We start from the raw sequence: 16,147 nt of genomic DNA on the forward strand, positions 1-16,147 counted from the left end.
TCTGGGGCTGCCTGCATGGTAGCCCCATTTTTGTGACCTTTCTCAACCCAAACCTGCCGAACAAAGTATGGGAGGTATACTTGCCTGCCACCTATTTCAACCTACCACCAGCTTATTACCGGTCTCCAACCCCGATTATAATAGACTCGTTCTAATAATATTTTAAACTTAATTGATTTTATATAAATAATACATATATTTATATAAAACAATCTGTTCTTAACTCTCCTATGAAAACACCAACTTTCTACACAAAGGTGCCCCCATACGTTGCTCCTCCTGCCTTACCGGACACGCTGAGGCAGCTATGGGAGTTTGCGCTACGGCCAAAGGTGGTACCGCGCGAGCAGAATATAGTGGAGACGAAGCTACCGCTTATCTTTCAGATCACTTTTATAGAGATGGCTATACAGACGGCACTACTGGTTGGACTGGCCTTTCTGTATGATACCCTGGGCTTCGAGTACCTGATCACTACCTCCAAAGACACACTTGCCTCTGCCTTCCCATTCTTTCCACTTCTGGTAACGGTGGTGCTGCTGGCACCCTTAACCGAGGAAATCATATTCCGGCTGCCACTGGTTTACTCACGGGGGTTTTTATTTGTGGCGGTGTTTGCCTTACTCCTAAATTTTGGCCCGCTGGTAATGCAGACTCTGGAGGCTTCTATGGTATACTTTGCGGGCGGGGCGCTGCTTTTACTTGCCCTGGCGGTATGGCCATTCATATCCAGGAGGCTTCAGGCGATAGTATACTTGTTCTGGAAGCGGCACTTCGGCTTCGTATTCTATACTTCTGCGGGGCTTTTTGCGCTGCTGCACCTGCTCAATTATCAGGAAACAGGGCTGCCGCTGGCGCTGCTGCTCTTATTGGTGCTCCCGAAGTTTGTGGGAGGCATTTTCCTGGGCTACACACGTCTGCGCCTTGGCGTGGGCTGGTCTGTGGCGCTGCACATGTTCAACAATTTGGTGGCACTGATGCTGCTTTACGGGATGATGGGCTGAAACGCCAAAGACTAAGCCTTGTTAGAGCACAGGCTGTTTTTGCAGCAAAAGAGGAGGTTGGCAGAAGTATAAGTATAAAAAACAGAAAGGCAGAAACAACGCATCGTTTCTGTCTTTCTGTTTTTTTTAAGGATTCTGGTTACAGCCAACTAGGCGCGGCGCACCAACTCCCGGATCAACAGCGTCATGCGGGGCTCTGCGATGGCGGCAGCCTCCAGAATATCCGACAGCACCACTTTCTTGATTCGGTCCGGAGTACACATATCCGTGATCACGGAAACAGCAAACACAGGCATGCCCATGTGGCGGGCGGCAATCACCTCCGGCACGGTAGACATACCCACGGCATCAGCACCGATTATACTTAGGTATCTGTATTCGGCAGGTGTTTCCAGCATCGGGCCCGGCACGCTTACGTATACCCCCTCCTGCACGGCAAAACCGGCATCTTCGGCAATTACCATGGCCTCGCGCACCATGTGCTCATCGTACACATCGCTCATATCAGGGAAGCGTGGCCCCAGTTGATCGGCGTTCTTACCGATAAGCGGGTTGCTTGGCTGCAGGTTAATATGGTCGGTGATCACCATCAGGTCGGAGGTATTGAAGCTAGGGTTCAGGCCACCTGCGGCATTGGACACAAACAGCTTTTTCACGCCCATCAGTTTCATAACGCGCACCGGAAACACCACCTGCTCCATACTGTAGCCTTCGTAGTAATGGAACCGACCCTGCATCACCACCACACGGCGCCCGGCCAAGTTCCCGAAGATCAGTTTGCCCGAGTGGCTCTCCACCGTAGAAACAGGGAAATTCGGTATATCGGTGTAGGCGATGGAGTGGACTACCTCCAGCTCGTTTACCAAGGCTCCCAGGCCAGTGCCAAGTATGATTCCGAACTCCGGCTCAAAGCCACTGATTATCTTTTTAATATGGTCTGTAGATTCCTGTAATTGCTGCATCATAGTAACAGTTATGGGTTTTAGTTGAGTGTTGGAGAGATTGCTGCACCTCGTTCAGAAGCATGTACCGCTTATACCTTTTAACGGCTAACACCGGAATCTCTCCGGGCAAAGTTGCGAAAAATAGCTATTCCATAAAACAAAAACCGCCCCGGCATATTTACCGGGGCGGTTTTTGTTTTACACTTCAGGTATGAAATCACTTCTTCATACTTTGTGCAATCAGGCTCTCTACTCCACCACCAACTCGTATGGCAGGCGGGCTTGGATGCCTTGCAGGGTAGAGGCTTTCTTATACAGCTTGTAGTATGGGTACAAATCCCCCATTTCGGCTTTGATAGCCTGCTCCTTTGCCTTCGAGCCCATACTTCCCATCAGCTCATCGAAGAAGGTTTTGCGGGTAGGCATCTCTTTCAGGCGGTAGTCGTCTGCTACACCGGCTTTCTTTGCAGCTATGGCAATGGCTTCGTCCAGGCCGCCGTACACATCCACCAGGTTACGCTGCTTGGCCTCTATGCCCGACCATACACGACCCGATGCATATTCCTTCAGCTTGTCCTGCGTCATGTCGCGGCCCTTGGCTGCCTTGCTTGTAAAGGTCTCGTACACCTGGTCAATCTGGTGCTGCATGATCTCCTTTTCCTGTGCGGTCATGGGGCGTGTTACAGTTGGCATATCGGAGAACTTGCCGGTACTTACGTGGTCTACCGTTATACCCAGCTTCTCGTTGAGGAAGCCCTGCATGTTCGGGATCACGCCAAACACGCCAATGCTACCGGTAATAGTGTTCGGGTGCGCCACAATGGTATCGCAGCCCATGGCCATGTAGTAACCGCCTGAGGCAGCCACATCAGACATGGAGGCGATCACCGGCTTTTCTCTTTTTGTCAGTTGAATCTCGCGCCAGATAATATCTGAGGCCAGGGCGCTGCCCCCCGGTGAGTTGATGCGCAACACCACGGCCTTTACCTTCTCATCGAGGCGGGCCTCGCGGATGGCATCAGCAAAACGGCGACCGCCAATGTTGTCTTCGTCACCCTCTCCGTCCACTATATCGCCATCGGCATAAATAAGCGCGATGCGGTTTTTGGAGGTGCTGATGTTATCGTCCTTCACTTTTTTGTATTCCTTGAGCTGCACCATCTCCAGCTCATCTTCTTCCTCTAGGCCTATCTGGCCCTTTATGTAAGTGAGGGCCTCATCGTAATACCCCACGTCGGTGATGAGTTTATACTTTTTAGCGTCTTCCGGGTCACGTACCAACAGGTTATCCTGCACCTTCTTCAGTTCCTCAGCTGTTATGCCGCGTGTGGCGGCAATCTGCTTCAGCTGGTAGTTGTTCATCGAGTTCAGGAAAGAGGTTATCTGCTCACGGTTGGCCTCGCTGGCCTTCTCCAGGAAGAACATCTCCACGGCGCTCTTATAGGTTCCTACTTTAAATATCTGGGCCTCAATCTCCAGCTTATCCAGCAGGCGCTTAAAGAAGTATAGCTCAGAGCTCATGCCGTTAAACTCTATCGTTCCCATCGGGTTCAGGTAGATTCTGTCGGCAACAGAGGCCAGGTAGTACGCCTTCTCGGTAGAGAGGTCGGTGTAGGATACGATAAACTTGCCAGATTTCTTAAAGTCGATCAGATCGTTTCGGATTTCCTCCAGCTTTCCCATCCCGGCATCCACAAAGGTCATGTTCAGGAAGATTCCCTCAATTCTGTCGTCATTTTTAGCACGGCGGATAGAGGCTTTGATCTGATCGAGGCCGTCGGTGCTTGAAAAGCCGCCAAACGAGAAACCAAGCTCAGAGAAAGGGTCTTTCGGGTCGCGCTCCGCGATGGGCCTGTCCAGTTTAAGCTCCAGCACAGAGTTATCAGCCACTTTCACCTCGTCTTTGGAGGCTGTGCTGGCAGCAATGCCGATCAGCAACAGGATGCTGATGAAGAAGAATATGAGCAGGCCTACAATGGTGGCCAACACATATTTCAGGAAATTTAGCATGGTATGTCAGGGTTTAATTTGGTTCGTTATTTCTCAGGAAGCAGTATACTTCCATACTTCTCAATCAAATTTAAAGCTTTAAGTTCATCTACTCAGCCCCAACTCGACCAACCACGCCATTTTATAGACAAACCTTTTGCGTTAGAAACTTATGGTAATGTAAAGTATTTGGGAATATCAGACAAGCTACCACCCCAGTAAGGTTTCATGTGCAGGTAGCGCCTCCGGAAGTATACCAATACCAGCGTACCCACCACCACCATAAAGCCGCCAAACGGAAACTCCAGCTGCCCCCACACAATGTACAGGGCAATCAGCAGCACAAACGAAAGTATAAACACGATTCTGTTCATATTTGGTTGTTCGTTGTTCGTTATTGGTTGATTATTGTTGGTGACTATTTTGGGTACACTTATAGCGTCCTATGCACTGAGCTTCGGGGGAGCCAGTTATTGACTGCCGCATTTTATACTTTGGCTTCTCCTGTCCTTTTCCTTCGTAAAAATCAACCAACAACTAATAACTAATAGCGATACTTCTTTCCCCACTGCGCCTGCAGCTGCTTTAGCAGGTCGCGCTCTCGGGCGTTGTTGCCGGGCTGGTAAAGCGGTGTATTGCTCAGCTCCTGCGGCATAAACTCCTGCTGCACAAAGTTGCCTTCGTAGTCGTGGGCGTACTTGTAGTTGTTGCCGTACCCGATTTCCTTCATCAGCTTGGTAGGTGCATTGCGGATGTGCAGCGGCACCGGAAGGTTACCGGTTTGCTGCACCAGCGCCCGCGCCGTTTTAATGGCCTTGTAGGATGCATTGCTCTTGGGAGATGTGGCCAGGTAAACGGTGCACTGCGAAAGTATGATCTCCGCCTCCGGGTAGCCGATCATCTGCACCGCCTGGAAACAGGATGTGGCCATGAGCAGCGCGTTGGAGTTGGCTAAACCAATGTCCTCTGAGGCCGCAATCAGCAACCTTCTGGCAATGAATTTGGGATCTTCGCCACCCTCGATCATGCGCGCCAGCCAATACACCGCCGCATTCGGATCGGAGCCACGGATGGACTTGATGAAGGCCGAAACCAGGTCGTAGTGCATCTCGCCTGACTTATCGTACATCACGATGTTCTGCTGGGCCACCTGTTTCACCAGTTCGTTGGTCACCACTACCTCCTCGCCCTGCACGCCTTCGGCCACAATTTCGAGCAGGTTCAGCAGCTTGCGTGCGTCGCCCCCTGATATGGTCAACAGGGCCTCGTAGTCCTGCACCCGCACCTTGCGGTGGCGCATCCATTCGTCCTGCGCCAGGGCCTTGTCCACCAACTCTATCAACTCATCTTTGGTCAGGTGCTTGAGGATGTATACCTGGCAGCGAGAGAGCAAGGCCGAGATTACCTCAAAGGAGGGATTTTCTGTAGTAGCGCCCACCAGTGTAACTGTGCCTTTCTCCACGGCCCCCAGCAGTGCATCCTGCTGCGACTTGTTAAACCGGTGGATTTCATCTATAAACAGCACTGTGCCCTGTCGTTTTTTAGCCTGGTCTATCACCTCCCGGATGTCTTTGACGCCAGAGTTGATAGCGCTCAGGGCTACAAACGGCACCTTCATCTGGTTGGCGATAATGTTGGCCAACGTGGTTTTGCCTACACCCGGAGGTCCCCACAAAATCATACTTGGTATCACGCCTCCCTCGATGTAACGGCGCAGAATGCCATCGGGCCCTACAAGGTGCTTTTGTCCGTAATACTGATCGAGATTGTGGGGCCGCATGCGCTCGGCCAAGGGTATGTTCGGGTGAATCATCTGCTCTTTACTTTCTCCGGAATCTGTTCCTAACAAAGCTACGAATTTGAAGGGAAACAGGTAAGCATAAAACGTGTGGGTTTGTTGCCACGGCTTGTTCAGTCGGAATTGAATTATACTTTATACTTCTGCTATACTTTTACATGCCAGTTTATACTTTCTCACGTCTGGCGCAAGTCTTCAGACTTGTGTCCTTTAATGGTCTTGAGTCTCTGACTCTACTGGCTTGAAAAGCCATACCTGATACTTTGGCTATACTTTAGTGGCTGCTGCTTCTCGCAACTTGAAACAAGCTATTCTTTCTAGCCGCCGTTCATCTTCAGTCTTACAAAGGCTATCGTTGCACCTCCTGCCTTGGCTCCCTCCAGACCGGGAGGCCTCGTCTTTCCGCATCGCGCGGTGTATTGAAGCTGCCATCGCTGCGCTGCAGGCTGCCCTCCGGGCACCGCATCAATACAAGGCGCTCAACGGAAAGACTGGGAACAGTTCGATAGCCATTACTAAACCACTGGGACCGGACTCCCTCTCCTGTTTTTAGGAGAGGGCTGGGGAGAGGTATAATTCCCCTCCTCGGAGAGGCTAGGGGTTGGTTCAAACTTTTGCTGATGACAGCCATCCCCAACGATGAAACTTACACTTCAACATCAGTAATTGCAGGCTCCCCGCCTTTGACTAGTGAGAACGGGAGTTCGAAACTAGCGAGCGTAGCTCTGAGGGGCAGGGTGGTTGGACCCAGTAATGCACAATTACCCTTGCCTGTTCAGTGTATAGGATGCGTTAGGGATAGAGAAAGATCAGCTGTACAACGCATCGCTTAACAGTATGATGAGCAAGAGTACATGCACGTTAAACTCACTTCTCATGCGGCGGTTCGATCTTGTTTTGCTCTTCCAGCTTCTTCTTAACTCTTTTGTCCTTTGTGCGCAGCGGCGGAACCTCCATGGGGCTTCGCTCAGGTCTTTCATCTCCGAAAAGAACGCCCCATTGCCTGAACTGCTCCGTACGGTCGAACACCACCTTGAGCACGGCAATGATAGGCAACGACAGGAACATGCCGGCAACTCCCGCGATCTCGCCGCCCACAATAACGCCTACAATGGTAGCCAGTGCGTTTAGCTTTACTTTAGAGCCCACAATGCGCGGCATCAGGATATTATTGTCGAGGAACTGAACAAAGGTAATGGTACCTAGCACAGCGAAGACCGGCCATAGCTCCGAGGAAGAGGCCAAGGTAAGCAGCACCCCGATGATGTTGCCCAGCAAGGCCCCAACGTATGGAATCAGGTTCAGAAAGGCGAATATCAGCCCGATAAGCAACGCATGCTTGATGCCGATAATGAGCAGCAAACCACCCAACAGCACCGTCATGTAGCTTACCTGTATCAGGAGACCAAAAAGGTAGCTTTTTATGATCACCTGCATCTCGCGCAGCGTCTCCTCTACCCTGCCGTGCTGCTCCTGCGGAAACCAGAAAAACACGAAGCGCAGCAGCAGGTTCTTATAAAACATGATCAGGAAAATGTAGATGGGCAGCAAACCCAGCAGAATGACCAGTGACGTGACAGACCCGGCCGCCCCACTCAGGATAGTGCCCGTAAACCCAAGCAGCTTGTTACTTTGCTCCTTTATAAAATCCAGTTGCTCGGTGGTAGAGAACGGGGAGTGTGCCTCGATCCAGGCGCTCAGGGCGTTTAAGTGGTTGGTTACGTTTTTCTGGATGATCGGGAAATCAGAGATCAGGTTGCCGATCTGAGCGGAGAAGAACCAGATGATGAGGCCAAACACTATTGCCATGGCCAATATACTTACAAAAATGGCAAGCGCATCCGGGAGCTTATACTGCCGGAAGAACCGGTAAAGCGGCATTAACATGATACTGATAAAGAAAGCCAGCAGCAGCGGCGTTAGCAGCCCCTTTGCCAGCACAATAAACCATCCCAGAAAGAACAGTCCCATTATTTCTATAGATCGCCTCACGGTAAGGGGCATCCCATTCATATAGCGTGTCGTTTTAGGTGTATTTTTTGTTTCCTACCTTATACGGAGCGGTACAAATAAGCACGTACCTTTGCACCATGAATAAACAAGTGCAGGTGCATGGCGCGCTTTTCCTGGTGGCCCTGATCTACGGCAGCAATTACAGTATAGCCAAAGCGGTAATGCCAGCTTACATGGGCCCTTTCGGCTTGATTGTGATCCGGGTGGTGTCGGCGGCTATTTTCTTCGGGCTTTTTACCCGGCTGATAACAAAGGAAAAAATTGTGGGTTGGAACGATAACCTGCGGTCCATACTTTGCGGCGTGACGGGCGTGGCTGTGAACCAACTCTGCTTTTTTGCCGGCCTTAACTTAACGGCACCCATTAACGCAGCTCTGCTGATGGTGATCGTGCCGGTAGTGGTGCTGGTGTTCTCAGCCATACTTTTACGGGAGCGCATCAGCAAACGTAAGGTTGGCGGCATTGCGCTGGCCTTTTTGGGTGCGTTCCTGCTCATTTATACTTCCAGCAGCGAGCATACTACCGGCAACCTGTGGGGCGATTTGCTTATCATCCTCAATGCCACTTCTTTTGGCCTATACCTGGTGCTGGTAAAACCGCTGATGCAGAAGTATAACGCCTTTACCGTGGTAAGCCGCATCTTTACCGTAGGGGCCATAATTGTGGTGCCCTTCGGCTGGCAGCAGGTTATGGCACCGGATTACAATTCTTTTCCTGATTCCATTTGGTGGGCCATAGCCTTTATGGTGATCGCCGTAACCATCATCGCTTACCTGTTTAACACCTGGGCTTTGCGTTATGCCAACCCCTCATTGGTAGGAGCTTACATTTACCTGCAGCCGGTGCTGGCCATTGTCATCGCCATAGGGGTAGGCAAAGATGTTTTTACGGTGCAGAAGGCAATATATGCCTTGCTGATATTTGCTGGAGTATACCTGGTAAGCCGCACAAGGCAAGCCGTAACGGAGGGGTAGTTTGGCATGCTTCGTAGACGGCAAGAAGCTCACCCGTCTGCGAGGCCCTGCGAAGTCAACGGCTCATCCTTGTATTCTATAAAATCCTGATTTAAAATATAAAGCCCTGCCGGAGCATCTCCGACAGGGCTTTTATACTTTATGCTTAAGCTAAACTAGCTTGATTGATGCGTTCTGTTTCTGTTACCGTTGGTACGGTTACCGCCTCCGTTACGAGGGCCACCGGCTGGCCTGTTGCTGGTAGCGCTGCCTGAACTGCGCTTACCATCACCGGACGGTTTATTGCCCCAACTGCCGCGTCCGCCTCTGCCGCCTTTTTTCTTCTGCTCCTTCACGGTGCTGGCTGCCTCTGCAAAATCCTTGGCTGTAAGCGGGAACGGGTGGTTATCTATCACCGGCACGTTCTTCGAGATCAGCTTTTGGATGCTGGCCAGGTAAGGAACTTCATCAGCACCACAGAAAGATAGCGCGATGCCGCTTGCCCCTGCCCTGCCTGTACGGCCAATGCGGTGCACGTAAGTCTCCGGCTCGTTTGGCAGCTCATAGTTCACCACATGGCTCAGGTCGTCCACATCTATACCGCGGGCGGCAATGTCAGTGGCTACCAGTACGCGTGTTTTGCGCGACTTGAAGTTATCCAGCGCACGCACACGCGCGTTCTGTGCTTTATTACCATGTATCGCCTCTGCGGTTACGCCGGCTTTGGCAATATCCTTGGCTACTCGGTCTGCGCCACGCTTGGTTCGGGTAAACACCAGCACGCTCTCCATCTCCTCATCCTTGAGCAGGTGCAGCAACAGCTTGCGCTTGTCCGGGCCTTTTACATAGTATACAGACTGCTGAATGGTATTGGCCGTAGACGATACCGGAGTTACCTCCACCTTGGCAGGATTTACCAGGATGCTATCAGACAGCTTCATGATTTCCGGGGCCATGGTAGCAGAGAAGAAAAGCGACTGCTTTTTCTCCGGTAGCACTTTCAGCACCTTTTTCACATCATTCACAAAACCCATGTCCAGCATACGGTCTGCCTCATCCAGCACAAACAACTCGATGTGCTGCAGGTGCACGTACTTCTGCGCCATCAGGTCGAGCAAACGGCCCGGGGTGGCGATCAGAATGTCCACACCAGCACGCAGGGCATCGGTTTGTTTCTTCTGCGGCACGCCACCGAAAATTACTGTATGCTTCAGGCCCGTATGTTTGCCGTACGCCGCCATGCTGTCGCCGATCTGCAATGCCAACTCGCGGGTTGGTGTCAGGATAAGGGCTTTTATTTTACGCTGTCCACGGTCATCTCCCTGCTTCTCGTGCAGCAATTGTAGAATCGGAATAGAGAAGGCTGCCGTTTTACCGGTTCCTGTCTGGGCGCAGCCTAGCAGGTCTTTCTTCTCAAGTATAAGCGGGATGGATTTGGCTTGAATAGGTGTTGGGGTAGTGTATCCTTCTGTTTTAAGAGCTTTTAGGATTGGCTCAATCAAGTTAAGATTCTCGAATGTCATTCAATGGTTTTTCAAATAAAACCGCGCAACGCCTTGTGCGCTGCTTTACGGTAAGGTGGCCGGAGTTTGAAATTGATTGCAGCAGGCTGCAAGAGGCCATTCCCGACCGGTGTTGCTCTCATCAACCTTAAAACCGGAAGTATAGTTTCTTTAGGGAAGTTGAGATGCTTTTAATGTGCAAAGATAGAGCCAAGTTTGCTCAGTTCCTATTTTGGCAGGTTTTATACTTTGGGTATACTTTTTGGCTGCTGCTGATCCCCCTTCTGGCGCAGGTCTTCAGACTTGTGTCCTTTTATGATGGTGAATTTGTAACGCAACTCGCTTGAATAGCCATACTTTATACTTTGGCTACTCTCTTACACCTGCCTTTCCCGCTGTTCCGGACATCTTTGTCCGAAACTCACTCTGCCGCGGACTAGGAAGTCTGCGCAGTCCGTACTTTATACTTCCATAGCTACTGCTTTCTGTAGCTTGAACCAAGCTACCCTTACTAGCCGCTGCTGATCCTCAGTCTTTCATACCTACCGTTTCATTTCCGGCTTTGGCTCCCTCCAGCCCGGGAGGGCTCGTCTTCCCGCATCGCGCTGGGAGCTTTTCCTTTGCTCCTGCGTCGCAATGCCTCACTCCGCTCGTCACCGGAAAAACTCCAAAGGCGCTCTTTATACGAGGGCTTGGGAGAGGTATAATTCCCCTCCTCGGAGGGGTTAGGGGTGGGTTTACACCTTCGCCCAGACAGGTCGCGACCTGTCCGCGCTACACCAGCATCTACGAAACTTATACTCTGGCCAAAGCAAAAACAAACTCCCCTCCTTGGACAAGGAGGGTTAGGGGTGGTTGGGCCCGGTGTTACAGACCATCTCCCTCAACTGCTATTTTTGTTGAGTAGGTTTAAAAACATCCCTCCTTAACCCCTTACAAGACTGCTTTAAATTATTACCCAATCCTAACCGAGGTCATTGAGATGGAGCCTAACTGCATCTTATCATTGAGAAATTGCACCTGCTCCTCGCCCTGCTGCAGGCCCAACGTATAGAGCAGCGGCAGATAATGCTCCGGGGTAGGTATGGCCAGGGAGGCAGCGCTTCCCAGTTGCTCATACTTGATCAGCGGGGCAGTGTCGCCATTCAGGATCTGCTGCTTTACCTGCTCGTTCACTTCGGTTGCCCACTCAAAAGCCTCGTCAGGTCTGTGCCAGTTAAGGGTGCGCAGGTTGTGCACAATATTGCCGCTGCCTACTATCAAAACGCCTTTCTGCCGCAACTGCGCCAGTTCCTTGGCCAGTTCGTAATGCCATTGGGCGGGTTTGGTGTAATCAAGGCTAAGCTGCAGCACAGGAATGGCGGCATTCGGGTAAATGTGTTTGAGCACGCTCCAGGTGCCGTGGTCGAGGCCCCACTCGTGGTCAAGGTGCAGCTCAGTTTTCTTGACCAGTTGCTGCAGCTCGGCGGCTGTCTCGGGGCTGCCCGGTGCATTGTACTGTACATTAAAAAGCTCCTGCGGAAAGCCCTGGAAGTCGTGGATAGTGCGGGGCTGCGCCATGGCCGTAACGGCCGTACCTTTTGTCTGCCAGTGCGCCGACACCACAAGTATGGCTTTGGGTGTGGCGATTCCCTTGGCCATACTTGCCCAGCCACGGGTAAACTCATTCTGCTCCATGGCATTCATCGGGCTGCCGTGGCCCACAAACAGTGCCGGCATTTTTGCTTCCTGCTGCGGTAGCTGCCGTAGTTTCTTCACATCATCCATCCTTATACTTTCTCTGCCTGCTGCTCCTGTTTAATGTGGTCAATGATCTTCACGGCGTGATCGCGGGAATTTTCAATAAACCAAACACGCGTATCCATACCACCGCAAACCACGCCCGCTAAATATACTTGGGGCAGGTTTGTCTCCATTGTCTCAGGGTTGTATTGCGGGTGGCGCTTCTCATCCTCGCTCAGCTTGATACCAATTTTCTCCAAAAAGCTGAAGTCAGGTTGGTAACCGGTCATGGCCAGCACAAAATCGTTCTCCAGTGTTATTTTCCCTTCTGGCGTCTCGATGTCTACCTCACGTTCGCGGATTTCGGTTATACTGGAATTGAAATAGGCTTTTATCTCCCCCTCCTTAATGCGGTTCTCCAAGTCAGGTTTTACCCAGTATTTTATACTTCCGAGCTCCGGCTGCCGGATTACCATGGTCACGTCAGCCCCTTTGCGCCAGGTTTCCAGGGCGGCATCGGCGGCAGAGTTGTTGGCTCCTACCACTACCACCTTCTGGCGGAAATAATAGTGCGGGTCGAAGTAATAGTGCCGCACTTTCGGCAGATCTTCACCGGGCACGTTCAGTAGGTTCGGGATGCCGTAGAAGCCAAGTGCTACCACCACATGGCGCGCCAAGTGACTGCCTTTGCTGGTGCTGATGCGGTACATTTCGCCCTCCAGCTGCAGGTGCTGCACCTCCTCAAACAGGTTTATGTTCAGCTTAGCCGAGTCGGCCACACGCCGGTAGTACTCCAGCGCCTCGGCACGGGTAGGTTTGGCATTGAGCGATGTAAAAGGAATGCCGCCAATCTCCAGCCGTTCCGAAGTGGAGAAAAAAGTCATGTTGAGCGGGTAGTTATACAGCGAGTTAACGAGGCAGCCTTTCTCCACGATCAGGTAACTGAGCCCCTCTCGCTGCGCCTCCAACCCAGCGGCTAAGCCAATTGGTCCGGCTCCTATAATGAGTACGTCGTACGTAGTTTCCAAAATTTTATACTTTCTGATGCGGCAATTCAAGTGCCTTCTTCCACAACAGTGAGAGCTAGCCTAAAGTTTAATGTATGTACATTAAAACTCAAACAAAATCTCCTACAGCTCCAGCTTCATCACAAACATGCCCCTGTACTCGGGCTTCATCTGCTCGAAAGGCAGCGTGTAAGTGTCGCACTTCTCAAACCCGTTCTGCTCGTAAAACTCTACCGAACGGCTGCTGTCCATAGCCTTCAGCCAGATGATGCGTTTTTTATACTTTTGGGCCACTTCCTTGGTAAAATTCACTACCTCGCGGCCTATGCCTTTGCCTGAGGCTGCTTTGGTAAGGTAGATCCGCTCCAGTTCCAGTGCTTCCGCTGCAGTGTGGTTGCCAAACTCCTTATGCAGGTTCAGCTTCAGGAAGCCTACCAATTCTTCATCAGTATAAATAAGGTAAAAGGCAGCATGCAGGTCTACCAACTCATCGCGTAGTGCCTGTTCTTCAAAACTACGGTCTATGTACCAAGCGCCGCCGTCAAACCACAAGTATAAATAATGGTCCCTGTATGAGCGGATGGCGATGTCTTGTAGCGTATAAAGGTCTGCGGTGGAGCAGGGTGCGATTCGGATATCTGGCATGGGAGCAAAAATTATTCGTCGCTAATTTAAGTAAAATCAGCTAAGGCCGCAGTGCACGTTCCAGCCCCAGGGCCTTTTGGTTAATCAAGTAAAACTTCGGCCTAAAACAAAAGCGGCAGGAAGTCTCCCTCCTGCCGCTTCAACAGTCAATTTAAATAAGTTTTTAAGCCATCACCTCGCTAAGGCGTGGCAGTTGCAGCCTGCCAAAGCGGTGTAGCGTGGCCAGGTGCGACCGAACAGCCTGAAAGAACGTTTCGCTTTCGAGGTAAGGGATATCAAACTCAGCAGCGGTATCTTTCACGATATCGGCAATGGCCGGGTAGTGCACGTGCGAGATGCGCGGGAACAGGTGATGCTCCACCTGAAAGTTCAGGCCGCCCACATACCACGACAGCAGCTTGCTCTTGCGCGAGAAGTTGGCGGTAGTGTTTAACTGATGTATGGCCCAATCGTTCTCAATGGTACCGCTCTCAGAAGGCAAGGGGTGGCTGGTACCCTCCACAGTGTGCGCCAACTGGAATACAGTAGAAAGTATGATACCGGTTACGAAGTGCATCAGCAGGAAGCCAAGCACAACCTCCAGGAAAGGAATTCCGAAAAGCAGCGTTGGGGCCACCAGGATAGAGAAGAAATAAAGCACCTTAAAGGCTACAATCTTCATGAAAGCGACTCTGTTCTTAGCTCTTGAATTCGCATTCACCCCATTCCGGATATACCTGAAGAACTGAACGAAATCTTTAAGTATAACCCAGTACAGCGTAAGCAAGCCATAAAAAAGAAAAGCATATGCCCACTGCAGCTTATGGAAGAACTTCACCTTGGTATGCGGCGAGAATCGCATGAATACGATGTCGTCAATATCCTCGTCCATCTCCGCCACATTGGTGTAGGTATGGTGCAGGATGTTGTGCTGCAGCTTCCAGTTAAAAGCAGACGCGCCCAGCAAATTAACTGAGTGCGCCATCAGGTAATTCAGGGTCTTGTTTTTAGAGAAAGCACCGTGGTTGGCGTCGTGCATCACGCTCATGGCCACGCCGGCCACCCCAATTCCCATTATAAACCACAGCGCCAGGCTTATACCCAAACCGGGTTTAAGGGCGAGCAGCAGGGCAAACGGCACCAGGTAGAGCAGGAGCAGTATAATGCTCTTGGTTAACAATTTGTTGTTGCCAGACTTAGAGAGATTATTCGTAGCGAAGTAGGAATCTACACGCTTTCGTAGTGTTGGGAAAAACAGGCTTTTGTCTTTGTTGACGAATTTTACTTTGCCTTTTAATTTCATTTAGTTTGCTTAATAATGGGTAAAAAACCGGGCTCTATAATAATTTTTAATTCCAGTGTGAGCCCTTCTGATCATGTTTATCTATGCGATAGCCTCGTTAATGTCTGGTAACCTGCCAAAACGATGCAGTGTGGCTATATGTGAGCGTACGGCCTGCATAAAGGTTGCGTTTTCAAGATAAGGTATACCATATTCGGAGGCGGTTTCTTTCACAATGTTGGCGATGGCCGGGTAGTGTACATGGCACACGCGCGGGAACAAGTGATGCTCCACCTGAAAGTTCAGGCCGCCCACGTACCACGATAGCAACTTGTTGTGGCGCGAAAAGTTCACGGTGGTGTTCATCTGGTGTATCGCCCAGTCGTTCTCGATGTTTCCGTTCTCATCCGGCCTCGGGTGATTTGTGCCTTCCACGGTGTGCGCCAACTGGAACACCACCGTAAGTATAATGCCGGCCACAAAGTGCATCAGCAGGAAGCCAAGTATAACCTGCACGAAAGGGATTCCGAAAAGCAGTGTCGGCATGGCGAGCATCACAAAAAAGTATAGCACCTTCATGGCTACAATCTTGAGAAGCATGGTCCTGTTCTCAGCAGCCGAGTTGGCATTCACGCCATTTTTAATAAAGAGGCCATACTGCACAAAGTCTTTCGCTACGACCCAGTAAAGCGTCAGTAGCCCATAAAACAGGAACGCATACACCCACTGCAGTTGGTGGAAGAATTTAACTTTTGTGTGCGGCGAGAAACGCAGCACGAGCCTGTCCTGTATGTCCTCGTCCATCTCCACCACGTTGGTATAAGTATGGTGCAGGATGTTGTGCTGCAGCTTCCAATTAAAAGCCGAGCCGCCCACCAGGTTCAGGGTATGGCCCATCAGGAAATTAACCCTTTTGTTACTTGAGAACGCGCCATGGTTGGCGTCGTGCATCACGCTCATGCCAATACCGGCCACGCCCAGGCCCATTAAAAACCACAGCAGAAGGCTAATTGGCAAATCAGGCTGCAGCGCCAGGATGGCCACAAAGGGCAGCATATACACTAATAGCAGCACCACGCTTTTTACAACCATGGCCGTGTTGGCCGTTTTAGGAATATTATTCTCTTTAAAATAAGCGTCTACCCGCTTGCGGAGGGTAGCGAAAAAGAGGTTTTTATCTTGGGATACGAATTTTACTTTGCCTTTGAGCTTCATGTTTGGGTAAGAGTGTGATAAAAAATAAACTCACACAAAGCTAAAAGAGCAAAAGAGTGAATTGTTGTTAAAGGAACCTCCAGCTTAAGGTTCA

General features: G+C 50.9%; 13 protein-coding genes. 2 read left to right on the plus strand and 11 right to left on the minus strand.

Annotated features, from left to right (window positions below; genetic code table 11):
- Positions 1 to 230 precede the first annotated feature (230 nt).
- A complete protein-coding gene (locus OO017_RS16940) occupies positions 231 to 1,004 on the plus strand; it encodes a CPBP family glutamic-type intramembrane protease (RefSeq protein ID WP_266053883.1) in 774 nt (257 codons plus the stop codon).
- Between the two features lie 149 nt (positions 1,005 to 1,153).
- On the opposite strand, the gene OO017_RS16945 is transcribed toward OO017_RS16940, so the two are convergent.
- The 5 genes from OO017_RS16945 to OO017_RS16965 all read right to left on the minus strand — a co-directional run bounded on the left by OO017_RS16945 (position 1,154) and on the right by OO017_RS16965 (position 7,706).
- Positions 1,154 to 1,969, minus strand: a complete 816-nt coding sequence (locus OO017_RS16945) for a purine-nucleoside phosphorylase (protein WP_266053884.1) — start codon at positions 1,967 to 1,969, stop codon at positions 1,154 to 1,156.
- Positions 1,970 to 2,197: 228 nt separating this feature from the next.
- Positions 2,198 to 3,958, minus strand: a complete 1,761-nt coding sequence (gene sppA, locus OO017_RS16950) for a signal peptide peptidase SppA (protein WP_266053885.1) — start codon at positions 3,956 to 3,958, stop codon at positions 2,198 to 2,200.
- A gap of 149 nt (positions 3,959 to 4,107) precedes the next feature.
- Positions 4,108 to 4,311, minus strand: coding sequence for a hypothetical protein (locus tag OO017_RS16955; protein ID WP_266053886.1), 204 nt, complete (start codon positions 4,309 to 4,311; stop codon positions 4,108 to 4,110).
- A 170-nt stretch (positions 4,312 to 4,481) separates the two neighbouring features.
- Positions 4,482 to 5,750 (minus strand): replication-associated recombination protein A, encoded by a 1,269-nt coding sequence (locus OO017_RS16960; RefSeq protein WP_266054016.1) that lies wholly within the window; start codon positions 5,748 to 5,750, stop codon positions 4,482 to 4,484.
- An 852-nt stretch (positions 5,751 to 6,602) separates the two neighbouring features.
- Positions 6,603 to 7,706, minus strand: a complete 1,104-nt coding sequence (locus tag OO017_RS16965) for an AI-2E family transporter (protein WP_266053887.1) — start codon at positions 7,704 to 7,706, stop codon at positions 6,603 to 6,605.
- A 119-nt stretch (positions 7,707 to 7,825) separates the two neighbouring features.
- Between OO017_RS16965 and OO017_RS16970 the strand changes: the two genes are divergently transcribed.
- Entirely contained in the window at positions 7,826 to 8,722 is an 897-nt protein-coding gene (locus tag OO017_RS16970; protein ID WP_266053888.1) for a DMT family transporter, read from the plus strand.
- Between the two features lie 155 nt (positions 8,723 to 8,877).
- On the opposite strand, the gene OO017_RS16975 is transcribed toward OO017_RS16970, so the two are convergent.
- The 6 genes from OO017_RS16975 to OO017_RS17000 form a co-directional block, all read right to left on the minus strand.
- Positions 8,878 to 10,224, minus strand: coding sequence for a DEAD/DEAH box helicase (locus OO017_RS16975; protein ID WP_266053889.1), 1,347 nt, complete (start codon positions 10,222 to 10,224; stop codon positions 8,878 to 8,880).
- Between the two features lie 933 nt (positions 10,225 to 11,157).
- A complete protein-coding gene (gene ygiD / locus OO017_RS16980) occupies positions 11,158 to 11,970 on the minus strand; it encodes a 4,5-DOPA-extradiol-dioxygenase (protein WP_266053890.1) in 813 nt (270 codons plus the stop codon).
- 2 nt (positions 11,971 to 11,972) lie between these two features.
- Positions 11,973 to 12,956 (minus strand): YpdA family putative bacillithiol disulfide reductase, encoded by a 984-nt coding sequence (locus OO017_RS16985; protein WP_439651325.1) that lies wholly within the window; start codon positions 12,954 to 12,956, stop codon positions 11,973 to 11,975.
- A gap of 99 nt (positions 12,957 to 13,055) precedes the next feature.
- A complete protein-coding gene (locus OO017_RS16990) occupies positions 13,056 to 13,577 on the minus strand; it encodes a GNAT family N-acetyltransferase (RefSeq protein WP_266053892.1) in 522 nt (173 codons plus the stop codon).
- 163 nt (positions 13,578 to 13,740) lie between these two features.
- Complete coding sequence (locus tag OO017_RS16995; RefSeq protein WP_266053893.1) at positions 13,741 to 14,859, minus strand: fatty acid desaturase family protein; 1,119 nt, start codon at positions 14,857 to 14,859, stop codon at positions 13,741 to 13,743.
- An 81-nt stretch (positions 14,860 to 14,940) separates the two neighbouring features.
- Positions 14,941 to 16,053: a fatty acid desaturase family protein gene (locus OO017_RS17000; RefSeq protein ID WP_266053894.1), complete on the minus strand. Its 1,113-nt coding sequence runs from the start codon at positions 16,051 to 16,053 to the stop codon at positions 14,941 to 14,943.
- Positions 16,054 to 16,147: the final 94 nt, after the last annotated feature.

Source organism: Pontibacter anaerobius (assembly GCF_026241195.1).
Lineage (GTDB): Bacteria > Bacteroidota > Bacteroidia > Cytophagales > Hymenobacteraceae > Pontibacter > Pontibacter anaerobius.